Below are 25742 nucleotides of genomic sequence, written 5' to 3'. Positions count from 1 at the left end.
GGTCGGCGGGGCCATTGTGGCTCTTGACAGCGGATTGGGTCATATGAGCGAAAGCCCGCCAGAGCGAGCAAGGTGCCTTGAAACGAGACGGCATTGACCTTCTGGTCATGCCGCCGAAGTTGAAAGGCAGATTGCCGCTCTGGCGGGCTTGCAGCGTCGAGCCGTTACGCGGTTTGGTAAAACCGCGTAACTTACATGACCATAACGTAGCGCGATCCCACGTAGTACTGCTTACCCATCAGGACCGGCTCGCCATTGGGGCCGGTAAAGCCGGCACGCAGATTGAGCAGCGGATCGTGCGGAGCAATGCCCAGCTCGACCGCCTGCTCGGCGTTAGCTCGAACGGCCTCGACCGTACGGTAGCCAACCGAGACAATCGGGATTCCGCCAACACGCTCGACCTCGGCAAAAATCGACTTGTCCTCAAGATCGGCCGTCAACAGCTCGCGGTAGGCATCAAACGGCACAAAGATGTTCTCCTCAAAGATGGGCTCGCCGTCGGCCGTACGCACGCGCTTGATATGCAGCAGCAGCGCATCCTTCTGCAGGCCAAAGAACTCCATCTCGTTTTGGCGCGCCGGAACGATCTGGCGATCGATCACGTGCGCACCGGCCTTCATGCCGTTGCCGGCACACAGCGCGGTAAACGTCTGCAGCGTCGAGGCGTGAAACTGGCGGTTGATGTGCGGCGTGGAGACAAAGGTGCCGCGGCCCTGCTGCTTAACCAGGTAACCATCGGAGCACAGCTCCTCGACAGCGCGGCGCACCGTAATACGGCTCACCTCGTACTGCTCGGCTAGTTCAAGCTCGGACGGAATACGCTCCTTGGGTGCATAAACACCTTTCTCGATCGCATCCTTGATTTCGTCATAAATCTGCTGGTAAAGCGGTGCATTTTTGGGCGCAGGCATATCTGATCACTCTTATCAAAATAGCTAAATTTCTAATACGTATATAACGTCTAGTTTTATGTTACCTCATAATGATAAAACGATACACCCTCCCTACCAAAAAGCGACAGCTTCATTTTGGTAGGTTTTATCTGGGCAAACGAGAGCCTCTCGAAAGCAACGGGGCTTTCGGGGGGCTCGTTCGGATGGGTTGCGCAGGACCGGCAAAATGCCAATACCCTACTTGCCGTCGTCCTGCTGCAGGCTGTCCTGTTCGCTGAGGCGCGCCTGCCTGCTGGCCATGCGTGCGGGCTTGTCGGGATCGGGAACGGCCGTGGGCATGGGCTCGTCGACATGACCACCCCACCAGCCGCCCACAAAGTTGAGCGTGTGGAACACGTTGATCACGGCGCCGGGATCAACGTCGCACACCAGCTTGATAATGTCCTGACTCTCGTAGGTCGAGACAACGGTGTTCAGCAGGTACATCTTTTCGCGGCTATATCCGCCGACGACCTCGGCGCAGCTAATGCCGTGCTGAAAATGGTTTACGTAGGCAGTCATGACCTCGTCTGCCTTACGCGTCGTGATCTGCAGCGTCACGCGATCGTAGCGACGATAGAAACTGTCGATGGTCTTGGTCGAAATAAACTGGAACACGATGGAATACGCCGCCTTGTCCCAGCCAAACATAAAGCCAAAGATCGCCAGGATAAAGCAGTTGAAACCAAAGATGACGCCCCAGATGGTCTTGCCCGTGTGGTTGGAAACCCACAGCGCGATAAAGTCGGTGCCGCCGGTGGATGCGCCGGATTTAAGTGCGATGGCAGCGCCCAGACCCGAGACCACGCCGCCAAAAATGATGAGCATGATCTTGTCGCCCAAAAATGGAGCGAAGTGAAAGACGTTGAGGAACAGCGACGAGAGCACGACCTGCATCATCGAGAAGATGACGAAGCGCTTGCTGATGCCGCTCCAGCATAGGAGCGCCACGGGGATGTTGAGCGCGAGCATACCGAGCGAGATGTCGATGTGAACGCCGCCCAGCGAGGTAACGCGATCGAGCAGGACCGCAACGCCGGTGAGGCCGCTCGGAAGCAAGTCGGCGGGCTGAATGAACGCCTGGATCAGGAATGTCTGGAGAACGGCGGAAATCGTGACCGCCACGGCAGTAATAGCGCGGCGAACGATGGTGAGGCGGCCGAGTACGAGCACTCGGTCCGTGAGCTGATCGATGGCGTTCGCCACGCAGGCTCCTTTCGAAGGCAGATGTGGTTGTGGGGCATGCCCGCGATTGTAGCATGGAGCGTGCGGGGGCGCTTCAATTCAACCTCCCTCGACAACCAAAACGGGACCAGCAACCCCCACGACCAAAGGGCAAAATTCCAAGTGAGTAGACTTTTTACGATCTGCCGAGCACACCCAAAACCGCCACCCCTGTGACCTGCGGTTTTACAAAGGAAGATATGCATTGTGCTCGGCCTGCGCCAAAAAGTCTACTCACTTAGCCCGAATCGAAGCCAAACGGATCAAAATCGAAACCAAATCGAGCCAGTCCACCGCAAAAAACGTTTGAACCAGTGCTTCTCGCGGCGGATTGACACTACAAAGCGGCCAAAATGTCGGTCAGATTATCGATAACGGCATCGGCTCGCGATTGATCGAGGTTGACGCCCTCGTGCGGACGCAGTGCCAGGACGCGGGCGCCGGAGCGCTTGCCGGCCTCGATGCCCAAAGGCGAGTCCTCGATAACCAGGCACTCGGCAGGCTCTACACCCAGCGCCTCCATGGCACGCAGGTAGATCTCGGGGTCGGGCTTAAACGCACTGCACTCGTGACCGCTGATGGTGTAATCCAGCACATCGGCAATGTCAGCGATCTCCACCAGCTCGTCAATCAACTCGCGATAGGACGAGCTCGCGATGGCACACTTCACGCCGCGCTCGTGCAGCTTGCGCATCACCGGCTCCGTCTGCTCGTTGAGCAGCTCGGCATACGGAACGGGGTGGTCCGGGCTGTAGACCTGCTTGTACTCCACGCGCAGGCGCTCGCGCAGCTCAATATCGTCGGGCACCAGCGCCTTCCAAATGGCGGGCTCGTTAGACCCCGAAAGATCGGGGATCTCGTCAAAGTGGAAGCCCTTCTCTTCCATAAATGCCACGCGACGACGGTTGTAGAACCACTCGGTATCGGCCAGCACGCCGTCCATATCAAACAGCACTGCCTTGATCATACGCATCTCCTCCCACCTGCCAAAAAGGAACAGGTTTATTTTGGTAGGTTTTATCTGGGGTCTTGTGACGCAACGGACACGCCCTCCCCAAAGCAAAAAAGGGGACGGGGCGCAAACCCCATCCCCTCTCAATCAACCCGTAAGGTCTACTTACTTGTGATTAGTAGGAAAGCTTCCACATGTAGCGACGCATGGTCAGCGGGTGCTGACGGGCCTCGGCGATCTGGTTGCCGTACTCGCGCATAACGGCGAGGTGCAGCAGCGGGTTGAAGTAGGTGACGACGCTCGCGGGCACGGCGTCAGCCAGGCCGTAGTCCTTGGAGTCGATCAGAGCGACCTTGGCGCCCATGCGCTCAAGGAAGGTGAGGGCGCGGGCGTCCATCGGACGGGTAGCGCCATCGGACATGAAGAAGACGTAGGGCTTACCCTCGGTGGAAACCTCGAACGGGCCGTGGAAGTACTCGCCGGTGTTGTAGGCGGCGGCGTCGATCCACTGCATCTCGGTGAACAGGAAGGCGGCGTGAGAATAAGCCATCTTCTCGGAGGCACCGGAAGCCATGAAGTAGATCATCTTGTCGTCCTTGAAGTCCTCGGCGAACTTCTTGGCGAGCTTCTTGCAGTGCTGAGCGGCGTTCTCGCAGAGCTCGAAGACGTTGGTGAGGCCGGTGATCATGTCCTCGTAGTGGTCATAGCCCTCGGTCTGCTGAAGGATCTCGACAGCAAGAGCGATGGCGTAGCCGGGCTTCTCGCACTTGGCAGCGAAGTTGGCGTGGAAGCCGTGAACGATGACGTAGTCAGCGTCGACGGTCAGGGCGGAGCCAGCCTTGTTGGTGAGGGAGACGACCGGGCAGTTGTGCTTCTTGGCGGTCTTGTTGGCCTCGACGGTCTCGGGCGTGGAGCCACCGAGGGAGCAGGTAATCACGAAGGTGTGCTCGTTGACCCAGGAAGGCGTGTCGTAGTTGAACTCGTTAGCGGTGAAGATCTGAACGTTCAGCTTGTCCGTGTTGTTGGCCAGGAAGTACTTGGCGGGGTAAAGGTCGGACATGGAAGCACCGCAGCCGACGAAGGCGACGCTGTGGATCTCGTGGTTGGACAGGACGTCAGCGACGATCTGCTTAGGGAGGTTAAGGTCGATCTCGTACATCTGACACATTCCTTTCGATTTTTGCGGCGCCACATTGCCGAGCGCTCGCAGGGTTACCGTGGTTTGGACCGAGTCGCCGGCCCGTTGAGGATGTGACAAAGGAACTGTCCCTTTGACACATTTAGGGATGGAAGCCTGCCTGGGGTATGGGATGTCAGGCAGGCTCCCCGGGGAAAGCGGTTAGACGCTTGGTTGCGACTAGGCCAGGATGCCGGCCGCGGAGAGGGCGATGCCGCCCACGATGGCGATCACGAGAAGCCAACCGGTGTTGACGTTCTTCTTGATGAGCCAGTACATAAGGCCGGTGAGGCCGAGGGAGATCATCTGAGGCATCATGCCATCCAGGATGTCCTGGATAACGACGGTGCCCTCAGCGAACTGCAGCGGGGTGGTGGCGCCGATCAGCGTGGCGATCATGCCGCCCACGGACATAAGACCCACGATGCCGCAGACATACATGAGCTTCTCCATGAGGTCGCCGCCCTGAAGCTTGCTCAGGTACTCGTGGCCGCCCTGATAGCCCATCTTGGCTGCGAACCAAGTGATCAGCACAGAGGGGACGATGGAGATGAGCATGGCCAGGATCGGGCCCATGATGGAGCCCTGCTGAGCCAGCTGAACGCCCAGGCCAAAGGCGATAACGCGGATGGTGCCCTGGAAGAAGGAGTCACCGATGCCGGAAAGCGGACCCATGAGGGAGGTCTTGACCGCGTTGATCGAATCGGGATCGAAGTTCTCGGGATCCTTGGCGTACTCCTCCTCCATGGAGGCGGCGAGGCCCAGGATGAAAGCGCTCGTCTGCGGGGTGCAGTTGTAGAACGCCATGTGACGGTGGTAAGCCTCTTTCTTAGCAGCGAGCTGCTTGGGGTCGGACTCATCCGGATAGAGGCGATCGAGCGTGGGAACCATGCCGTAGAGGAAGCCCATGTTCATCTGACGCTCGTAGTTCCAAGAGGCCTGGATGGCCCAGGAGCGCCAGAAGAACTGGCTGACCTTCTTGTTCAGGGACACGTCCTTGGTTGCGGTTGCCATAGTGTGTTCCTCCTTAGTCTTCGTCGTCTTCGAGCGGATCGTAGTCGGAATCGACACCGGCGGCTGCATGGGAACCGTTGAACTTGAAGCCCATGAAGACGACAGCCAGGCACACACCGATCAGAGCGACCGCGATGACGGACAGGTTGAGGTAAGCGGCGAGCAGGAAACCGATGAACAGGAACGGAGTCATACCCTTCTTGATCATCATGGTGAGCAGCAGGGCCAAGCCGTAGGCGGTCATGATCTTGGTCGAAACGTTCAGACCAGTGGACAGCCACTCGGGAACCATGTTGACGATGGCCTGAACCAGGTCGGTGCCAACAAAGACGGCGAGGAAGATCGGCAGGAAGTACATGACGGCGTACAGACCGGAGCCAGCGCAGATGTGCATACGGTAGGCGGTCTTGAACTTTCCGTTATCGATCGCGCTATCGGCCACATGGGTGAGGGCGGCGATGATGGAACGGAACACGATGCCGAGGAGCTGACCCAGGACGGCGACCGGGATGGCGATCGTCATGGCGGTCTCGGCGGAAGCATCGGTCAGGCATGCGAAGGCAGCGGCCACGATGCCGCCCAGGACCATATCGGGCGGAACGGCGGCGCCGACCTGCACCAGGCCCATGGACACGAGCTCGACGGCGGCACCGACGGCAAGGCCGGTGGGCACATCGCCCAGCAGCAGACCGACGAGCGTAGCGCCAACGAGGGGCTGCTCGAAGTTAAGACGACCGAGCAGGCGGGAGTCCCACATGCAGAACACGCCGACGAGGCCGACGAGCACCGCACTGATGAACGTATTCATACCCTTCTCCTTTCAGTCAGGCAAAAGCCTGGTTGATTACAGCTTGGCGTCGATGTCGACGCTCTGATACGTAGGGGTCTGCTGAACATAGAGCTTGATGCCCATGTCGAGCAGCTGGTTGACGTCGGCCTTCTGGGTGGCGTCGAGGAAGACGGAGCTGTCCTTGCCTCCGACCTGATCGGCACCGTCGTGGTTGGCGGTGGCGCCCAGGTTGATGGCGTCGAGCTTGTAGCCCTGGCAGAACTGCAGCATCTCGGCGGTGTTGCCAAAGACGAACATGACGCGCTCGCCGAGGGTGTTGAGCTTGTCCATCTTGGCGAGGGCACGCTCGACGGTGAAGACGTTCAGACGCACGCCCTGGGGCTTGGCCAGCTTAAGAGCGCCCTTCTTGATGTCATCGTTGGCGGCAGCGTTGTCGACGACGATGATGCGCTCGGCCTGAACCTTGGTGGTCCAGGTAAAGACGACCTGGCCGTGCAGCAGACGGTAGTCAAGACGTGCGAGGACAATCTTGGCGGGACCGGAGCTGTGACGGGACGCCTTGGCCTTCTTGGCGGGAGCCGCGGCGGCCTCGACCGGTGCGTTGGGGTTGGTCAGACCGGTGCGGGCCTCGTTGATGAGGGCTGCGAGCTCGGCACCCTTGACGGGGACGGGGCTCATAGCGAGCGTGAGCGCCAGCGGGATGTTGAAACCGCTGACAACCGTGAACTTCGTGCCGTTCTTGGAAAGCTCGACCATGCTGTTGTTGACCGAGCTGCCGAGCATATCGGTCAGCACATAGACGGTGTCGTCTGCGTTGAACGTGGCGATCATGGCGTCCACCTTATTGGTGATGGGCTCCTTGTCGTCACGAGCAAGCGACACGACGTGGACGTTCGACACGTCGCCGAGAACCATCTCGAGCGTGTCTTTGGCGCCTGCGGCCAGGCCGCCATGAGATGCGAGAATGATCTGATTCATCTTGCCTCCTCCTTTTCGTTATGGTCATTATAACGTCTTATACGTTGCTTATATTGCTAATTAGTATAAAGACCGTTCGCGGGTGAAAATCGACCGTTGACGGGTTTAACGTACTTGAAACGTTGGGCTGGGTAGGCCGGCGCTAGCTGGATAACCCCAGGTCAGACCCTGTGCGCAATCCTCTATCGCACGAAGTACCAGGGGCTTTCCTGCACGGTGGGTTCCAGCGCGATGCCGGTGCGCTCCTTAAACAGATCCATGTCCTGAGATTTTTCGGTCCACCACGCGTTGGGCTTAAAGGTCATGCTCTCAATGACATGACCGACAAACACACTGTTGCGCAGCTTGGAGAAGTCGGTGTTCATGATCAGGATGGACGCGAGCACCAGCACGATGCCCAGGACTTTGATCGCGCCGGCGGGCTCGGCGTAGACACCAATGCCCAGCAGTACGGTGACGACCGTCTCGAATGACATTACGACGGGAACTTTCGATGTCTCGAGCCCCATGGACAGACCCTGCATATATAAGATGTAAGCCACGGCTGTGGGGATGAGCCCAAAGCCAAGGAACAGCAGCAGCAGCTGTGGCGACATTGCCGCGGCGACATCCGGCCACGGAGCCGCGATAGCTGCCATAACCGCACCGCCAAAAACAAAGCCCCAAAACGTGACAGCCAGCGGGTGGACCGTCTTGGTTGCTATCCGGCTAAACACCGCAAGCGACGCACCGCAAAAGCCCGCAATCACGCCCGACGTGACGCCCCAAACCGAAAAATGAAAACCGGAAAGGTCGCCATTGGTCACCGCAAGCACGCAGCCAACGATGTTAAAGACAATGGCAACGAGCTTGTTAGGGGTCACGTCCTCGCGATAAAGCACGCGGCCGAGCGCGACGCCAAACACCGGCGAGGTGTAGAGCAGCACCGAGGCCGTGGACATGCCCACCTCGCCCATGCACTCGTAATAGCAGGTGTTAGCGGCGGCCAAACCGACGATACCGACAAGTGCGCAGGGAACAAGCTCTTTAGGGCTTGCCTTGAACAGGGCCAGCGGACCCTGAGCCACGGTAGACCCCTCACCCGGACGGCAGCCCATAAACATCAGAACCGGCGCCAAGATAAGCGCTCCGACCAACAAGCGAAAGGCCGCCATGCTCTGGGACGAAACGCCCATGGCCGCAATGCCGTTTACAAAGATTCCGATGCTGCCCCACATAAGCGCGGCGATCAGCACCAGCACATAGCCCAGATTGCTTTTCTTCAACGCAGCCTCCTCGGTATTGTTTCCAATATGTTTCACACTACGTTATAGTCGTTATATACATTTTTCAAGACACAAATCGGCGAGCGGAAAAATCTGCTCTACCGCTACAACCCATTGGTGCAAAGGGGTCAGGTTCATATGCGCCAACTTGGTGCAAAGTAACCTGTCCCCAATGACTAGGACTGTCCCCAAGTGCCGAACGTCTCCAAGTGCCGCATCTGGGCCAAGGCGACGCCGATGCTTTGGCAACGCCAGCGAAAACCCACCTGAGCGAGCAAGGTGCCTTGAAGCGAAGCGGCATTGACCTTCTGGTCATGCCGCTGAAGCTGAAAGGCAGATTGCCGCTCAGGTGGGTTTGCAGCGTCGAGCCGTTACGCGGTTTGGTAAAACCGCGTAACTAATACTCAAGCTTCCACATGTAGCGGCGCGTCATGTAGTCCTTGTGCGTGACGGCAGAGAGCGCGCGCATGTACACATTGTTGAGGATCGGGGCGAAGATCAGGTGGTTGAAGTACTCGCTCACGCTGTCCTTGATGTCGTTGAGGCCGAGCTCCTTGGCGTCGAGCTGATAGACGCGCTCGCCACCGTACTGGTTGACGAAGCGGATGCCGCGCTCGTCGTTGCAGCGGCTGCGGCCGACACTGATGAGCTGGAACAGCGAGGTGCGCTTGTCCAGGATCTCGAAGGGGCCGTGGAAGAAGTCGCAGGTGTTGATGGTGCAGGAGTCGATCTGCAGCATCTCCTGCACGTTGCAGATGCTAAAGACGTAGGCAGCACCAAAGAGCGGGCCCTGGGCCATGACGTTAATGCAGGGCTTGTCGGCGTTCTGCTCGGCCCACTTGGCGGCAAGCGGACGGGTGTACTCGACGGCCTTGCGATAGATGGGGTCAACCAGGTCGAAGGCGGCCATAGCGGTCTCGTACTCGGCATAGCCCTCGGTCTGCTGCGTGAGCTCCATGGCGATCATGGTCACGACGGCGGAGTTGGTACGGCCCATGCAGGACTCGTCGACGGCCAGGCTGTCATACTGGATCTTGTAGTCGCAGACCTCGGTGAGGCCGGACTCGTCGACATAGATTGCGATGGTGCTGGCGCCGTGGTCCTTGGCGACCTGGGCGGCGACGATGGTCTCCTTGGTACCGCGCATGGACACGACGACGGCCAGGGTGTTCTCGTTAACGTAGGCAGGGGTTGCGTGCACGAACTCGTTGCTGGTGTAGCTGGAGCTCACGACCTGCGTGGCCTCGTGCTCCATAAAGTACTGGGCAGGATAGTTGCCGCCGTTGGATCCGCCAGCGCCAATCCACACGACGCGCTTGATGCCGCCCTTGTCTACCTTGTCAGCCAAAACCTGGGAGACGACATCCTTAACCTGTTCCTGAGTAGTCATCGTGCATCAGCCTTTCTTCTCGTTTGATGCTCATCACAGGCATACAAGTTACATACATGTTTTGGCTATGTCGACTAGTTGTATGCTATATTTGTCTTAGATAATTTGCTGATGCGGTTTTCGATAACTAGCTACCAGCGGTTTTGTTGTTGTATTGGATACATGCTTAATTAGATTCACATACAAGTTAGATACAGGTTGATCGCATGAATGCTTCGTCTAAGAAGAAACTGGCCCAATACGAGCGCTTGGCGGGTACGCTGCGTGACCGCATCGCCGCCGGCATCTACGCACGCGGAGACAAGCTGCCGTCCGAGATGGAACTCATGGACGAATCGGGGCTGTCGCGCAGCACCGTGCGCCATGCTCTTAAGGTGCTCGTCGATGAGGGTCTGGTTCGAACCGAGCGCGGGCGCGGCGCCTTTGTGGCCGACACGCCGGCGCTCCACGAGAACAACCTGGTGTTTTCGAGCTATACGGCGCAGGTCCAGGGTCAGGGCATGAAGCCCACCACGCGCACGGTGGACTCGGGCTTTACCAAGGCGGGCGGCAGCATAGCTAAGTTCTTTGATGCCGCCGTGGGCAGCAAGCTCGTCAAACTTGTCCGCCTGCGTTATCTGGACGATGCGCCGTTGTGCCTGGAGACCACCTATCTGCCGCCAAGCTTTGAGGCGCTCATCGATCGCGATATCAACGGTTCACTCTACGCCACGCTGCGCCAAGAATTCCATCGCGCGCCGGCACAGGGACATAAGACCTTTGAGGTGTGCTATGCCTCGCAAAACGAGGCGTTTTTGCTCAACGTTGAGCGCGGGCAGGCGCTGATCCTGATCACCGACTACGTCTACGACACCGACGGCCGCCCGCTCCATGTCTCCAAGCGCATCCAGCGCACCGACCGCGCCAAATACACCGAGCCCATCGGCTAACCTGTCCCTAAATGGTAGGTTTGGGGAGGTCGGGGAACCAGGTTGGTTTGGGTTGGTTGGGCGTGCGCTCGGCCAGGACCAGCTCCATCCAACACATGTCGTACCAGCGACCGAACTTTTGGGCGCAGCGGTCGAAGGCACCCACCAGGCGATACCCCATATGGGCATGGAAGTCCTGGCTGTTGTGCGTCAGGTACTCGTCGTCCTTGTCGTGCGGCACGGCGATGAGCGCGCACATGTTGGTGATGCCCATCGCGACCAGACATTGCTTGAGCGCGTCATGCAGCTTGCGGCCCAGCCCGCCGTGGCGCACATCACGCGCCAGGTAGATCGATGTCTCGACCGACCAGTCGTATGCCTCGCGGCTGTTGAGCGGACTCACATAGGCATAACCTACCGGACGCCCATCCAGCTCCATCACCAAATACGGATAGCGCTTGAGCGTGCGCTCGATGCGCCCGGCGAACTCCTCAACGCTCGGCACCTCGTATTCGCAGGTAATCGCCGTCTGGCGCACATACGGCTCATAGATGGCAAGCAACGCCGGCGCATCATCGGGCGTCGCCAGGCGAATCGTCGGCTCGGACATCTCGGTCATACAACCCTTCCCCCTCAAAAACAAAGGCCGCCTTGCGCCAAACCCAGCGCAAGGCGGCCCCTCGTCATTACATCAGGCTACAGAACCGCCGCCAACGCGTCGATATCCTCCTGCGTCGTGGCCCAGCTGGTGCAAAAGCGCACCACCGTGTGGGTCTCGTCGTACTTTTCCCAGTACTCGATCGCCGCATGCTCGCGAATGCGCGCCATGTCCTCGTTGGGCAGAATCACGAACTGCTGGTTAGTCGGCGTCTCCAAGAAGAACCGGTAGCCGTGCTCGTGCAGCACGCGACGAAGCGCCTGCGCGGTTTCGATCGCCTGACGGCCAATCTCAAAATACAGGCCATCGGTAAAGAGCGCCTCAAACTGGACGCCCGTCAGGCGGCCCTTGGCCAACAGCGCACCGTGCTGCTTAATGCGCGGAATGGGATGCGCCGGAGCGTGTATGCCGCAAAACACCACAGCCTCGCCGCAAAGCGCGCCGCACTTGGTGCCGCCAATGTAGAACACGTCGCACAGCTGCGCCAGCTCGGGCAGGGTAATGTCGCACTCATCGGCCGCCAGCGCATAGGCCAGACGGGCGCCATCCACAAACAGCGGAATCTGGCGCTTCTGGCACACCGCATGAATCGCCGCAAGCTCGGCGGCGGAGTACAGCGTGCCGTACTCGGTCGATAGGCTCACGTACACGGCACCTGGGAACACCGTGTGCTCGTAGCTCTCGTTTTCGTAAAACGCCTGGATATAGCTGTCGAGCTCCTCGGCATGCATCTTGCCCTCGTAGCCGGGAATGGTAAGCACCTTGTGGCCGCCAAACTCGATGGCACCCGCCTCGTGGCAGGCAACGTGGCCGGTCTCGGCTGCAACGACGCCCTCGTAGGGCGCAAGCAGCATGTCAATCACCGTCGCGTTGGCCTGTGTGCCGCCCACCAGGAAAAATACGTCGGCATCGGGAGCCTGACAGGCCTCACGGATGAGCCGCTTGGCACGCTCGGTGTGTGCATCGGTGCCGTAGCCGGGCTGCGGCTCCATATTAGTGTCGACGAGCGCCTGCAGCACTGCCGGATGTGCGCCGTGGGAATAGTCGTTGTTAAACGCGAGCATGGTAATCCTCTCTAGCCGGGCACGAGCCCGATGATTCAGGTGCCGCTATTGTACGCCGCTCGGATAGGCAATGCGCGCGGCAAGGCACTCAAGCGCCAGCACCAGGGCAAAGCCGCAGCTCACGTCACTCAAAAAGTGCGCACCGATCACGATACGACCAAAGGCGACGAACGCCGCAACCACAGCGGCGACCCAAAAGACCGCGCGGCGGCGCGACGGCTTTTCCTTAAAGGCCGCCGCGGGAAGCCCGGCGAGCATAAGGCCGATCGCCGCGTGTGCCGTGTGTCCGCTCGCAAACGACTTAAAGCCGTCCTTGATCACGCCGGCGGCGATATAGGTCCACTTGTCGGGGTTGCCGATCACCCACCACGGCTGAAAATCGAGCCCCTGCGTCACCTCGATCACGCGCATGCGCGGGCGCGACCACAGTGGCTTGACGATCACGTTGAGGATAATGGCCTGAGCGACCCACACGGCAAGCACCATCAACGCCCAGCGCGTGAGATCGTCGGGCGCGGTGTCGCGCGTAAGGCGATAGGCGATGAGGTTGGCCGCGATGACCAGCACAAACGTCAGCACCAACTGAACCACGATGAGTTTGCCGCCAACCCGCAGGGACGAAACGATCTCGTAGCCGACCAGGCCCACGTTGACCAGAACGCCCAGCACGGCGAGCCATTTGCTCCCCCTGGAGTCGGGACGCACCGCGCGTACGAGCATAACGCCTGCGACGCTCGCCGTCAGCTCAAACGGCAGCTCGCCGGCGGCCTCGATAAAGCGGCCGTACATGCTGGCGATGTTGAACAGCGCGCTCGAGATCTGGTAATCGAAGAAGCTGCCCACGCCCAGACAAAGGCACAGGACGACCGCGATAGCGGCGACGTCTTTCTTATAGATGTACCCGAACATGCTTTCCTTTCCATCGGGCGAAGTTTTCAACCTGCAACGTGGCGGGGCAAAGAATCCTTGTCCCGCCACGCCACCTACCTGTTATTCATCATCGCTAGCACCCAGCTGCTGCAGCAGCATGAGTGCGGCCGCCACGGGACCGGCCTCGTCGTTGGCGTCGAGACCGCGGCCCAGGCCGCTGCCCACACCGGCGCCCGCCTTGTAGGGCACCGACAGCTTGCGGCTCTTGGGGAAGCTCACCGCGCCATAGCGGGTCTTAAGCTCAAAGGCCACCTTCTTGGGCACGTCGACGCCCAAAAACGTGATGCGACCGCCGCTGAGCGTGACGCTCTCGAGCCCCAGGCGCTCGCCGCGAATACGGATGCGCGCGCGGTTGAACAGGTTGAGCCCTGCCAACGGCAGCTCGCCATGCGCGGCCTCGGTCTCTTCCTGCACCTCATCGATGCTCTCCAAGTCCTCGGCCGCTGCGAGCTTACGGTACACGAGCACGCGCTGATCCACCGCCGGCAGGTACTCCTCGGACAAGAAGTAATCGGCCGGCAGGTTAATGCCCACGCTCGCCGCCTCCACGCCGGCGTCGTCGTCGCCGCGCGCCTCGGCCACGGCCTGGCCCAGCATCTGTGTAAACAGGTCAAAGCCCACGCTCGACAGATTGCCGTGCTGCTCGGCGCCCATAAGCGAGCCGGCGCCACGAATCTCCAGGTCGCGCATGGCGATGCGCATGCCGCTGCCCAAGTCCTGGAACTCGGACAGTGCGGTCAGGCGCGCCGTTGCCTCCTCGGTGAGCGGCAGCTCGCCCGGGAACATAAAGTATGCGTAGGCCTGTGTGGCAGAACGGCCCACACGGCCCTTGAGCTGGTAGAGCTGTGCCAGGCCCAGGCGCTGCGAGTCCTCGATGATGAGCGTGTTGGCGAACGCGTTGTCGATGCCGCTCTCCACGATGGTCGTGGCGATGAGCACGTCGATCTTTTTGGTCGCGAACTCGATCATCACGTCCTCGACCTCGCGCGGACTCATCTTGCCGTGCGCCACGCCCACGCGCGCCTCGGGCGCGGCCTCGTGCACGCGCGCCACGGCGTCGTCGATGGTCTTGACGCGGTTGGACACGTAGTACACCTGGCCGCCGCGACCCACCTCCAGGCGAATCGCCGCGCTCACCACATCGGGGTCGTACTCCCCCACGTGCACGATCACGGGGCGGCGCCCGGTCGGCGGCGTGGTGATCAGGCTCATGTCGCGCACGCCGCTCGTGGCCATCTGCATGGTTCGCGGAATCGGCGTTGCCGAAAGCGTGAGCACGTCAATCTGCTCACGCAGGTTCTTGAGCTGCTCCTTGTGCTGCACACCAAAGCGCTGCTCTTCGTCGATGATCACCATGCCCAGGTTCTTGGGGTTCACGTCGGCAGAAAGCAAGCGGTGCGTGCCGATGAGCACATCGATCGTGCCCTCGGCAAACGCCTTGAGCGCGCGCTTTTGCTGCGCCGGGGTGCGGAAGCGGCTGAGCACCTCGACCTCGAGGCCAAACGGGGCAAAGCGCTCAAAGAACGTCTCGTAGTGCTGCTGGGCCAGAATGGTCGTGGGACAGAGCACCATGACTTGGCGGCCGGAGTCCACGCACTTAAACGCCGCGCGCAGGGCGACCTCGGTCTTGCCGAAACCCACGTCGCCGCACAGCAGGCGGTCCATGGGCTTGGGCGCCTCCATGTCCGCCTTGATGTCGGCGATAGCCTCCAGCTGGTCGCGCGTCTCGTCGTAGGGGAAGCTCTCCTCCATCTCAATCTGCTCGGGCGTGTCGGGCGGACAGGCGATACCGGTAATCGACGAGCGGCGCGTATACAGGTCGACCAGGTCAAACGCCAGCTTTTTGGCGTTCTTGCGCGCCTTGTTGGTGGCGCGCGTCCAGTCGGCGGTGTTGAGCCTGGTCAGGCGCGGCTTGTCGCCGTCGGGGCCAACATAGCGTGTGATGCGGTCAACCTGCTCGAGCGGCACGTAGAGCTTGTCGCCGTCGGCATATTCCAGCAAAAAGTAGTCGCGCTCCTTGCCGCCCACTTCCTGGCGCGCGATCTCGCTAAAGAGCGCGATGCCGTGAGTGGCGTGCACCACGTAGTCGCCCGGCTTAAACGGAAACGTGATCTGCGTAATGTCCACCTTGCGGCGGCTGCGCGCGCGGTTGGCGTCCATGCGGGCGTTGAGGTCGGCGATCGAGAACACGGCCAGGTTGGCATCGGGCACCACCACGCCCTGCGGCAAGGCGGCATCGACAAAGGTCACGCGTCCGCGCGAGATGGTGGGCACGGTGGCGCCGGCGGCAGCCTGGGCGGCACCTGCCTCGAGCGAGCGGGCGTTGAGCGCGTCGGCCTTGCGTTCGCGAATTGCAGCATGAGCATCCTGGCGGACAGCACGATCGGCAGAATCCGCCGCTGCCACGCGCACACGGTCGCCAATAGCGCCCGCGTTTTCGGGCGCGGCCGTCAGCGACTCCTCAAAAGTAATACCCTCATCGCCAAAGGTGAGCTCCATCGACTCGCGCGCACCGCGGTCGGGGATGGCAAATACGCAGGCATAGCGCTTGCCCACGACCTCCTGGATGCGCGTCATAAAGCGATTGTCCGAGCCCGCGATGGCCGGCTGCTCAATCTTGAGCTCTGCCGTCACCGCACCGCCGGCACGAATCAAGCTCACGTAGTTAAGGCGCTGCTGGGCACCAAAGTCGAGTTGCTGGGCACGCACGTACAGGCCGTCCAGACGGTCGACCCCCGCCTCGCCGGCACGTGCCTCGATATCCTCGTAGGCACGCAGGCAATCGTCGAACAGCGAGCGCGGCTCGGACAGCACCACGAGCGCCTTGCCGCTCACGTGCGCCAGCGGGCTCACGGTCTGGCCGTACATCACCGGCAAAAAGCGATCGAGCTCGGGCGTGACGATGCGCGCATCCACCATCTCGAGCAGCGCCGCCAGTTTGCTGTCGTCCTGGCTGGCACGATAGAGCGCCACATGCATGTTGTGGACGGCGTCGTCGGTGAGTGCGAGCTCGCGACAGGGGAAAATCTCGATGCTGTCCTCGTTGCCGATGGTCTGGCCCGTGGAACCCACCATGCGGCGGATGCGGTCGATCTCGTCGCCAAAGAACTCAATGCGCACGGGTGCTTTTTCCTGCGCGGGGAACACCTCGACGGTGTCGCCGTGAATGCGGAACAGACCGGGCGCATCAGCGGCGCCGGCATTGGTGTAGCCCATGCCCACCAGGCGATGCGGCACCTCGTCAAAAGGAATCTCCTCGCCCACCGCAAAGGTCGTGGACTCCCAGTAGTGGCTCTCGACCGGCGGCACGCAGCGCAGCAGCGCGCGGGCCGAGGCAACCATGATGCAGTTGTCCCCGCGCACGATGCGCCCCAGAGCCTCGCAGCGCTGCGCCACCACGGCATCGTCGGGCGCCTGCTCGCGCCACGGATAGTCCTTGCGCTCGGGAAAACGGCACACGTGCGCCAGGCCCACGTAGGCGGCAAGGCTGCGCGCGGCGCGATCGGCCGCATCCTCGCCACTCACAATGTAGACCGTCGGGCGCGGACGGCGCGCAAACTGGGCGGCCGCCATAAGCGTGCGGCCCGACTGCGACACGGCCAGCGTCACGTCCTCGCCGGCATCGAGTCCGGCCTCGACGGTCTGCAGCGCCTCGGCAGTGTAGAGCTGCGCGGCTATACGGTGAATGAGCATGCTGTTCCTCCGGCATCGCAACGCCAAAAGCCCGCCGGGGCAAGCTCGGCGGGTCGTACGTCAAATACATTGTCTGTCATGGTAGCGCATGGAGAGGACTCCGGCTCAAGGGCAAACCCAGCCCCGCAAAAAACGCCAGACGAAGATGCGTTCCGCCCTACCCCGCCACCCGTACGCTGGGGCACAAATCTGCCAGCGGACACTCGTCACACTTGGGTTTGCGGGCGTCGCAGATCTCGCGACCGAAGGTGATCCACTGATGGTTGACCGACCCCCAATACTCGTGCGGCAAAATCTTGAGCAGATCCTGCTCAGTCTTGAGCGGCTCCTTGGCATGTGTCTTGGGACTCAGCATCAGGCGGTGCGCAATGCGGTTGACGTGCGTGTCCACCGCAATGCCCTCCACGATGCCATACCCCACGTTGAGCACGATGTTCGCCGTCTTGCGTCCCACGCCCGGCAGCTTCACGAGTTCCTTCATGTCGGCCGGCACCTCGCCGCCATAGTCGGCGACGATCATCTGCGCGGCCTCCACGGCGTGCTTGGCCTTACTCTTATAAAAGCCGAGCGACTTGATGGTGTCCGCCACGTCAGCTACGCTCGCCCCGGCCATGGCCTCGGGCGTGGGCCACTGGGCAAACAGCCGCGGCGTCACTTTGTTGACCTGCGCATCGGTCGTTTGCGCCGAAAGCAGCACCGCGATCAGCAGGCGGAAGGGATTCTCGTGGTCCAAAAAGCACTCGACCGGGCCATAGCGACGGTTGAGGCGCTCACACACCTCGATGGCGCGCTCGCGCTTGGCGGCATTGGTCTCGCGTGGCATAACGACTCCTCGGCTCAATGGCACAATAAACTTATGGGCACAATTGTCCCACGTCCGAGACGTTTACGCCTCCAAGAATGCGCCGGTCTGACGGCTCCACAGGCTCGCGTACTCGCCGCCCGCCTCGACGAGCTGCACATGCGTGCCGTCCTCGACGATCTCGCCATCCGCCAGCACCACGATGCGGTCGAGCGCCGCCACGGTGGACAGGCGATGCGCCACCACAATGGAGGTGCGGCCGCGCATCAGGTTCTCGAGAGCTTCCTGCACCAACGCCTCGGACTCGCTATCGAGGGCAGAGGTCGCCTCGTCGAGCACTAGAATCGGCGCGTCGGTTAGGATGGCGCGGGCAATGGCCACGCGCTGGCGCTGGCCGCCCGAAAGCTTAACGCCGCGCTCGCCCACCATGGTGTCAAAGCCACGGGGCAAGCGGTCGATAAACTCCAGGGCATTGGCCAGGCGCGCGGCCTCGCGGACCTGCTCGTCGGTGGCATCGGGGCGGCCGTAGGCGATATTCTCGCGAATGGAGCGGTGGAACAGCAGCGCCTCCTGCGGCACGTAGGCAACCTGGCGGCGCAGGCTCTGCTGCGTGCAGTGCGAGACATCCTGACCGTCCACAAGCACGCGGCCGCCCTGAACATCGTCCAGACGCAGCAGCAGCTTGGTGAGCGTCGTCTTACCCGAGCCCGATTTGCCCACCAGGCCCACGCGCTGGCCCGCCGCCACATGAAGTGTCAGGTCATCGAACACGTTCTCGCCCGCCGCAGCGTCACGGTACGCAAAGCTCAGGTGCTCAAAATCAATCGCGCCCTCGGTCACTTTGAGCTCAGAGGCGTCCGGGTCGTCTGCCACCAAACGCGGCTCGTCCAGCACGCGCGTCATCTCGGCGGCGTCACCCAGCGCGCGGTTAATGCGCTGCATCATGGAACTCACGTAGTTCAGGCGCATGGTGAGGTTATAGGTGTAGGTAAAGATCATGACGAGCGAGCCGGCCGAGATGCCAAACCACGCGTTGCCGCCCGCCACGAACACACTCACCACGGCCATGGTGATGACGATAAGGCCCGAGGTCGTAAAGTTGCGCTGCATCATGGCGTGCATCGAGACCGTCTCGGCATCGCGCGCGGCGCGGTCGGCGGTGTCGAACAGATCGCGTTCAAAGTCCTCGCGCCCGCAGGTCTTGACGGCCAAGATGTTCGTGACCGCGTCGGAGAGCACGCCCGAGAGCTTGTTTTGTGCGGCGGACGTCGCGGCCGAAAGCGGCATGATGCGCTTGTACATAAGCCAGACAAACGCGATGTAGACGACCATGATGCCCACCAGGATCACGGTAAATGTGGGCACCACCGGAGCGAGCGCCGTCACCGTGCAGACAACCGAGGTGATGGTGGGAATGAGCGAATACACCGTCACGTCGACCAGACCCGTGTAGCCGCTCATAAAACGGCTCGTCTGGCTCACAAGCGATCCGCCAAAGCGGCTGGTGTGGAATGTCATGGATTGATTGGAGAGCGTGTCGAAGCACAGGCGCGCCAGGTGATAGTTGCCCGCGATCTCGAGCTTGTAGACGGTGTAGTCCTGCAGCTTGGAGAGGATCTGGCCCACCAGGTTGACGAGCACGAGCGCCAAAATGTAGGGACCGAAGACCTCAAACACCTGGTCGCCCGCTACGGGGCCGGCCTGGACACGATCGACGATGAGGGCCATAACGTAGGTGTTGGCAAACGTGAGCAAAAAGATGTAGCCCGCCGACGAGAACACCGAGAGAAAGACGATCAGCGGCTGCGTGCGCGTGACATCCCAAAAACGCTGCAGCGTGCGGCGCACGGTCGAGCGTTTGAGCGGGCTGGTGCTTCTCTGAGACATGGGCTTCCTTTCGCGTCTGATAGGGCGAAAGGCCATTGTTGCACATTGAAGCGCGCTTCAGTCAAGCGCGACGCGAAAAGCGCCCGCGCCCCGCGTCCACGCTGGTGCCCCGCCGCTTTTCGGCTAGTCCTCGTCCTCTTGGTCTGCGGGCAGGCCTGCGGACTCCAAGCCCAAAATCGCGTCGGCCTCCCGCGCGTCTTCCAGCGCGTCGATGTCCTTGAGTTTGCGCTCCATGACGTTGGTGCGCGTGGTAATGATGCCCTCGACCGTTTTGCCCGCGGTCTCGATCTGCTGCTGGGCGCGGCGCAGCGCCGCCTGATAACGCGGCAGCTCGGCCTTGACGGCGGAGAGCACGCGCAGTACGTCGTCGGTACGTTTTTGCAGCCTAAACGTCTGGTAGCTCATCTGCAGGCTGTTGAGAATGGCGGCCATGGTGCTGGGGCCGGCAACGTTGACGTGATAGTCGCGGCCCAGGGTCTCGATAAGCCCGGGGCGGCTGACGATCTCGGCGTATAGCCCCTCAAACGGCACGAACATGATGCCAAAGTTGGTCGTTGCCGGCACACTCAGGTACTTTTCGCAGATGTCTCTAGCCTCGCGCTTGACCATGGTGTCGAGCGTCTTGCGCGCAGCCGCCACGGTCTCCGCATCGCCCGACTCCTGCGCGTCGAGCAAGTGCTCGTACGCGTCGCCCGGAAACTTGGAGTCAATCGGCAGCAGCACGGGGTCGCCCTCGTCCACCGGCAGCTTGACGGCAAACTCAACGCGCTCCGAGGCGCCGGGCTTGGTGGCGACGTTTTCCAGATACTGGTCGGGTGTAAGGATGTCCGCCAGAATTGCACCCAGCTGCACCTCGCCCAAAATGCCACGCGCCTTCACGTTGCCCAGCACGCGCTTAAGGTCGCCCACGCCGGTGGCGATGGACTGCATGTCGCCCAGGCCCTTGTACACGGCCTCGAGCTGGTCGCTCACCTGCTTAAACGATGCAGACAGGCGATCGTTGAGCGTACGGGAGAGTTTCTCGTCCACCGTCGCGCGCATCTGATCGAGCTGCACGTTGTTGTCCTTGCGGATGGCGCCCAGCTGGGCATCGACCGTCTCGCGCACCTTGTCCAGGCGCTGCTCGATGCCCTCGCGGTTGGCGCCGAGCTGTTGGGCCGTCTCGCGGCGCAGGTCATCCATACGGTCGCCGGCCTGCGAGAACTCTCGCGCGATGGTCAGGTAGCGTTGCTGCTCCACGGCCGCATCGGTCGTCTGCTGCTGCGCGATGGCATTTGCCGTGCGACGGGTTTCGGCCAACGCGACGTTCAGGATGTCGAGCGTGCTGTTGGCCTGCTCGAGCGCTGCCAGCGTTTCCGCGCTACTGTCGCCACGCTCCCGCAGCTCGGCACGCAGGCTCTTGAGCTGGAGGGCGCAAGCCACAGCAACCCCCACCGCCACCAAGGCGATCACAACAAGCACAATATCAATAGCAGACATAAACTCCGCCCAACAAGCCCAATCGAGCACCAATCAAAACCGCGATTAATCTTACCCTGTCAAACGCAGCTCATGTCCAATCGAGCGCAGACAAGTTACCTTTGCGCTATGGGTGCTGGTCCGCTAGCTCTCCCAGCTGGCGCGGATGGTTGCTGCGACATCCCCCAAGCGCTGACCAAGAGCTGCCAAGTGCTGAAGTACCTCATTGGGCGAGGCGCCGTTGAGGATGCACGTGAGGGCATATGAGGCCAAGAAGATTGTCGCGAGCCCCATCGGGATCAGCACGATCATCGCCAGCGTACGCAGGCGCTGGGCCCAGAGACGGTGACGCGCACGACGTTTATCGAACGCGAGCTCCTGCGCATATGAATCCTGCTGTACGGAATAGGCCTCTGGCGCCGAGTCACACCCGGGCACAGCCGCAGGTACAGCAGCGGGCACGACATTTTGCGCAAAGGGCTGGGCTGCCGCCCCTTGCATTTGCATCTCCATGAGTCGTTGCTGCTGACGCAGCATGCGCTCAGCTTGTTGCTGCGGAGTCTCAAGAAACAGATCCATGCTGGCCTCCAAAATCGGAGCATTCGACGCTTACGACCAGCATCCCGCACCGCCATGACCGCGACAACGCAATCGCCGGCAATAGCCACAAAGTTTCTTTTGCTCAAAAGCCGTCGAAAAGCTCAACAACTCCCCTACCAGCACTTTCTCTGAGCTTTTTTCGCCAGCAATCTTTTGGCCTTCCACCCTTACGCCAACTGACCAAAATCTAACCAAAAGCTTGACGAAAATTGTGAAGACAGGGACCCCACACAAAAACGTGCCGTCCCAAAAGGGGCGGCACGCTAACTTCTTATCAGTTTTTCAGTAGCGAGCACGCGACGACCCGAAGCCGGAGCACAGGGCGGGGAAACACCTTTCCCTCGCGCGACCTGCGGAGCCGTGAGCGAGAGGGAAAGGTGTTTCCCCGCCCTGTGCTCCGCAATCGGTGAAGGCAGCTTTACATGCCTGCGAGACCTCGGGCGGCGGTGGCACACATAAACGCCAGGACTAGGATCACGAGCGAACCCGCGATATCAACCAGCACGCCCATTGCACGGCGCTCAAACAACCAGCTCTCAAAGTGCGGAGCGACGTTGCGCCAAACACGCCACAACAAGATGCCCATGCCGATGACGCCCGGGATATTGAGCAGTAGGATCTCGGAGCACAAAAGACCGATCAGGTTGCCGGCGACAAAACCAGCGTCGCCCTCGCAGTATTTGCGGTAGACCATATACAGCATGTACGCTACAAACGGCTGTAAACACGCAGAAATAAACGTGACCACCATCGAGGGGTCCTGCGAAAAGACCTCGGTGAGTTTATCGACACTCGTGGCGTCCTTCGAAGCCAAGAACAAACCGATAACCACAAGGGGCACCACGCCCAAAATTACCTCGACCAGAGTAAACAACTTGGCAGTCAAATCCTCACTAGCCGAATTCAAATGAGGCGCCCACTCAGGATGAGCATGCGCACCGACCTTCTTCTCCTTATCGGCACGCTTTGCCTTGCCGCCCTTAACAACCCGACGCTCAGGATCCTTACGTGTCCCCGCTGCAGCAACCCGAGCCCGAGATTTCTTACCCATAAAAAACACCCCATCAGGTAGTAGATAAACGAAAAGTCGCTACCCAGTGTACCCCACCCATGAACGGTGCCGTCCCAACCAGTCCCCATACAAAAACGTGCCGCCCCTATCGGGGCGGCACACAAACTTCTTATCAGCTTTTCCGTAACGAGCACGCGACGACCCAAAGCGGGCCGGGAGGGCCGGACTACCTTCCCTCAACGCGACCCTGCGAAGCCGTGAGCGAGGAGGGAAGGTAGTCCGGCCCTCCCGGCCCAGCTCACGCTAGCGCCACGCGCTAGTAGTTCACCACCTGCTCCTCAAAGTACGCCTTGGGGTGGTTACACACCGGGCACACCTCAGGCGCCTCGGCACCAACGTGCAGGTGCCCGCAGTTCAGGCACTTCCACACCTTTACGCCCTCGCGCTCAAACACCTCGCCCGACTCGATGCGCTCGACGAGCTTGTTGTAGCGCTCCTCGTGGGCCTTCTCGACGGCGGCGACACCACGGAACTTTGCGGCAATCTCGGCAAAGCCCTCTTCCTCGGCGGTCTTGGCGAACTCGTCGTACATCGTGGTCCACTCGTAGTTCTCTCCCGCGGCGGCATCGCGCAGATTGTCCAAGGTATCGGGGACGGCGCCATCGTGCAGATATTTAAACCACAGCTTGGCGTGCTCGGACTCGTTACCCGCCGTCTCGGCAAAGATATTCGAGATCTGAACGTAGCCGTCCTTTTTGGCCTTGGATGCATAGTAGCGATACTTGGTATGCGCCTGAGACTCGCCAGCAAAAGCGGTCTCAAGGTTCTTCTTGGTTTGGGAGTTCTCAAAATCCATAGGTGTACTTCCCTTCAACGCATGCCGCCCGTAGGCTTCGAGCGGCCTCGTCTTTAGGATGCCCTCATGTCGGAAATCTAAACCTTACAATCCTGTTCTTCAGATTTGCACGGGCTAGATGCTCAGCCAGCGATCGCCCTCGGCTCGGCAAAAGCCCTCACGCTCCAGGTCGGCCAGAATGCCCGCGACAAGCTCGCGCTCGACCGGCCCGCGCCCAGCCGCCGCTTCCATATCGTTAACGCCCACCACGGCATCAGCAAGCATAATCCCCGCCGGTTGGCCATCGCGCGCTGCCAGCAACATGCGCACGATATGCGCGCGCTTTTGGCGACGTGAGCCCTCAAACTTTGATTGACGGCTATAGCCCGCCGAGCGCCTGGACGGATTGGGCAACGTCTTTTTTAGATATGCGCCGTAATCTAGCAACGCGTAATACCACGCGCGCGGCGTATCGGCATCATCGAGCGGCGCGGCAAAGGGAGCGATCTCGTCGGTCGCCGCACCGGGGGCCGCCGGACAGGCCGCCTGAACCAGCGGCACCAGCTCGCGATCGGGAACAGCCGGTACATCGGGAAAGAAGTGATGCAGAAAGACCGTGCGCACGTTGGTCTCCAGATACACGCCCGGAAGATCAAACGCAAACGACCGGATACCTTGCGCCGTTGCCGGTCCAATACCAGGCAGAGCGACCAAGTCACGCGTCTCGCGCGGAAACTCCCCGTCCCAGTCCTCTACAACGCGCTGAGCGGCCCCGTGAAGCGCCAGAGCGCGTCGGTTGTAGCCCATCCCCTGCCAAGCGTCCAAAACATCGGAAGGCGCGGCCTGGGCAAGCGCCTGCACGGTCGGAAAGCGATCGAGCCACGCCGGCATACGCGTCTCCACGCGCGGCACCTGTGTTTGCTGCAGCATGACCTCAGAAAGCCAAATGATGTACGGATCGCGCGTGCGGCGCCACGGAAGGTCGCGATAACGCAAGACCCCTTCCGAACGAATCATCGAACGAAAGGGGTCCTGAATCATGGCTATGCTCCTTATGCGGCGCTATTCCTCCCGGCAAGCGAACGCGCAGGTGGCGTACTCGGGAAACGCTTCGCGGTCGGCGAACTTGGGATCGACGGCCGGGAACTGGCGGTGAGCGACGATGTCGCCGAGCGAAACGGAATCGAGGTAGTCGCGCATCAATGCTTGAGCTCCGGCCCACAGGGGATGATAGCAGCACGTGCCCATGCGCGCACAGTCGCCATCGGGTGCGGTGCAATCATTCATAACCATAGGGCCCTGAACGGCCTCGACGACCTGACGAATGGTAACGTCGTCCGGACTGACCTTGAGACGCATGCCACCGTGGACGCCACGCAGGCTCTCCACAATACCGGCCTGGACCAAACCGTGCTGAATCGAGCGGGCAAACGAATACGGGACATTGACCTCTTCGGCAGCGGTGCGAACAGAAAGCAAACGCTCCGGATCCTCGGCAAGCATCGCCAACATACGAAGGGCGTAATCAGTCTTCCTCGATATGTCCATTTTTCCCCTTTCAAGGAATACGAACAGCTCGAACGAGCTCCGGGGCCGAGCTTGTGTCGAGACGCTAAATGACCGCAGGACATCCAAATGGTAAATCGGATATCCACTGAATGCCGCGCTTGGAGCGAAATGCATCAGATGCGGCCTACAGTGCAATTTAGTATAGCCTAACCCCCTGTCTCGTTGAACAGGTGTTGCGCAACAAAGCTGTTGTTCAGACAAATATACTTATTAGATTTTACTTGCGTTCCCGAAGGGGCGGGGATTCTGGGCGAAGATGCGCCAGGGCGATCGTTCTATCGAAACAAAGTGCATCTAACGCAAAAAGCCACGTCCGAAGACGTGGCTTTAATTGCGTTGGCGGGAAGTACGGGGCTCGAACCCGCGACCTCCGACGTGACAGGCCGGCGCTCTAACCAAACTGAGCTAACTCCCCAGGCAGTCGTTCGCGTTTGTTTCCGCTCGCGTGCGCTGCGGGGATTAGTATACACAGAAGTCTGTCCGGTGCGCAACAACTTTTTTGAAAATATTTTTTGGGCCCTCCGGGAGGGTCTCCGGGGCCGGCTGGCGCGGGTTAAGTTTGCTGCTCTACAGTCCTGCGCAAGACGGAAAGCACATTAAGTGC

The 25742-nt window shown here is 60.7% G+C and carries 22 protein-coding genes and 1 tRNA gene; 1 reads left to right on the top strand and 22 read right to left on the bottom strand.

The features are described 5' to 3' along the window. Positions 1–191: 191 nt before the first annotated feature. From DWZ01_RS09545 to DWZ01_RS09505, 9 genes are all read right to left on the bottom strand, one after another. Positions 192–911 carry a GntR family transcriptional regulator gene (locus tag DWZ01_RS09545; RefSeq protein WP_117848830.1) on the bottom strand — a complete coding sequence of 240 codons (720 nt, stop codon included), beginning with the start codon at positions 909–911 and terminating at the stop codon, positions 192–194. Positions 912–1130: 219 nt separating this feature from the next. After that, entirely contained in the window at positions 1131–2138 is a 1008-nt protein-coding gene (locus DWZ01_RS09540) for a YitT family protein (RefSeq protein WP_040359122.1), read from the bottom strand. Positions 2139–2493: 355 nt separating this feature from the next. After that, positions 2494–3123 carry an HAD family phosphatase gene (locus DWZ01_RS09535; RefSeq protein WP_158557027.1) on the bottom strand — a complete coding sequence of 210 codons (630 nt, stop codon included), beginning with the start codon at positions 3121–3123 and terminating at the stop codon, positions 2494–2496. A 160-nt stretch (positions 3124–3283) separates the two neighbouring features. Beyond that, positions 3284–4267 (bottom strand): SIS domain-containing protein, encoded by a 984-nt coding sequence (locus DWZ01_RS09530; protein WP_230317570.1) that lies wholly within the window; start codon positions 4265–4267, stop codon positions 3284–3286. Between the two features lie 198 nt (positions 4268–4465). Further along, complete coding sequence (locus tag DWZ01_RS09525) at positions 4466–5299, bottom strand: PTS system mannose/fructose/sorbose family transporter subunit IID (protein ID WP_117848824.1); 834 nt, start codon at positions 5297–5299, stop codon at positions 4466–4468. A gap of 13 nt (positions 5300–5312) precedes the next feature. Further along, entirely contained in the window at positions 5313–6107 is a 795-nt protein-coding gene (locus tag DWZ01_RS09520; RefSeq protein ID WP_006235136.1) for a PTS sugar transporter subunit IIC, read from the bottom strand. A 36-nt stretch (positions 6108–6143) separates the two neighbouring features. After that, positions 6144–7067 (bottom strand): PTS mannose/fructose/sorbose transporter subunit IIAB, encoded by a 924-nt coding sequence (locus DWZ01_RS09515; protein WP_117848822.1) that lies wholly within the window; start codon positions 7065–7067, stop codon positions 6144–6146. Between the two features lie 182 nt (positions 7068–7249). Next, positions 7250–8332 carry a DMT family transporter gene (locus tag DWZ01_RS09510; RefSeq protein WP_117848820.1) on the bottom strand — a complete coding sequence of 361 codons (1083 nt, stop codon included), beginning with the start codon at positions 8330–8332 and terminating at the stop codon, positions 7250–7252. Between the two features lie 397 nt (positions 8333–8729). Then, a complete protein-coding gene (locus DWZ01_RS09505) occupies positions 8730–9722 on the bottom strand; it encodes an SIS domain-containing protein (RefSeq protein WP_117848818.1) in 993 nt (330 codons plus the stop codon). A gap of 206 nt (positions 9723–9928) precedes the next feature. Here DWZ01_RS09505 and DWZ01_RS09500 point away from each other — a divergent pair, with 206 nt between their 5' ends. Further along, complete coding sequence (locus DWZ01_RS09500; protein ID WP_055310096.1) at positions 9929–10651, top strand: GntR family transcriptional regulator; 723 nt, start codon at positions 9929–9931, stop codon at positions 10649–10651. A 7-nt stretch (positions 10652–10658) separates the two neighbouring features. Here the strand turns inward: DWZ01_RS09500 and DWZ01_RS09495 are convergent, their stop codons facing one another. The 13 genes from DWZ01_RS09495 to DWZ01_RS09435 form a co-directional block, all read right to left on the bottom strand. Beyond that, positions 10659–11249: a GNAT family N-acetyltransferase gene (locus tag DWZ01_RS09495; protein ID WP_117765558.1), complete on the bottom strand. Its 591-nt coding sequence runs from the start codon at positions 11247–11249 to the stop codon at positions 10659–10661. 77 nt (positions 11250–11326) lie between these two features. Further along, positions 11327–12352 (bottom strand): low specificity L-threonine aldolase, encoded by a 1026-nt coding sequence (locus DWZ01_RS09490; RefSeq protein ID WP_117848816.1) that lies wholly within the window; start codon positions 12350–12352, stop codon positions 11327–11329. 45 nt (positions 12353–12397) lie between these two features. Continuing rightward, positions 12398–13261: a phosphatase PAP2 family protein gene (locus DWZ01_RS09485; RefSeq protein WP_117848814.1), complete on the bottom strand. Its 864-nt coding sequence runs from the start codon at positions 13259–13261 to the stop codon at positions 12398–12400. 81 nt (positions 13262–13342) lie between these two features. Further along, positions 13343–16975: a transcription-repair coupling factor gene (mfd, locus tag DWZ01_RS09480; RefSeq protein WP_117848812.1), complete on the bottom strand. Its 3633-nt coding sequence runs from the start codon at positions 16973–16975 to the stop codon at positions 13343–13345. Positions 16976–17132: 157 nt separating this feature from the next. Continuing rightward, the gene (nth, locus tag DWZ01_RS09475) at positions 17133–17798 is read right to left on the bottom strand and encodes an endonuclease III (RefSeq protein ID WP_117848810.1); all 666 of its coding nucleotides are present in this window, start codon (positions 17796–17798) and stop codon (positions 17133–17135) included. A gap of 63 nt (positions 17799–17861) precedes the next feature. Further along, entirely contained in the window at positions 17862–19664 is a 1803-nt protein-coding gene (locus DWZ01_RS09470; protein WP_117848808.1) for an ABC transporter ATP-binding protein, read from the bottom strand. Positions 19665–19787: 123 nt separating this feature from the next. Beyond that, a complete protein-coding gene (locus DWZ01_RS09465; RefSeq protein WP_117848806.1) occupies positions 19788–21143 on the bottom strand; it encodes a DNA recombination protein RmuC in 1356 nt (451 codons plus the stop codon). Between the two features lie 123 nt (positions 21144–21266). Beyond that, positions 21267–21701, bottom strand: a complete 435-nt coding sequence (locus DWZ01_RS09460; RefSeq protein ID WP_117583865.1) for a hypothetical protein — start codon at positions 21699–21701, stop codon at positions 21267–21269. 439 nt (positions 21702–22140) lie between these two features. Then, entirely contained in the window at positions 22141–22773 is a 633-nt protein-coding gene (locus DWZ01_RS09455; RefSeq protein WP_117848805.1) for a hypothetical protein, read from the bottom strand. A gap of 277 nt (positions 22774–23050) precedes the next feature. Then, a complete protein-coding gene (gene rbr / locus DWZ01_RS09450) occupies positions 23051–23590 on the bottom strand; it encodes a rubrerythrin (protein WP_055252097.1) in 540 nt (179 codons plus the stop codon). A 114-nt stretch (positions 23591–23704) separates the two neighbouring features. Further along, positions 23705–24610 (bottom strand): adenine glycosylase, encoded by a 906-nt coding sequence (locus DWZ01_RS09445; protein ID WP_117848803.1) that lies wholly within the window; start codon positions 24608–24610, stop codon positions 23705–23707. A gap of 21 nt (positions 24611–24631) precedes the next feature. Next, a complete protein-coding gene (locus DWZ01_RS09440; protein ID WP_117848801.1) occupies positions 24632–25117 on the bottom strand; it encodes an Rrf2 family transcriptional regulator in 486 nt (161 codons plus the stop codon). A 358-nt stretch (positions 25118–25475) separates the two neighbouring features. Next, positions 25476–25553 (bottom strand) — tRNA-Asp (locus DWZ01_RS09435). Positions 25554–25742: the final 189 nt, after the last annotated feature.

The sequence above is a fragment of the Collinsella sp. AF28-5AC genome (assembly GCF_003457875.1).
GTDB lineage: Bacteria > Actinomycetota > Coriobacteriia > Coriobacteriales > Coriobacteriaceae > Collinsella.
Note: the sequence above shows the minus strand (reverse complement) of the source record. Positions and strands in the feature narration are given on the sequence as shown.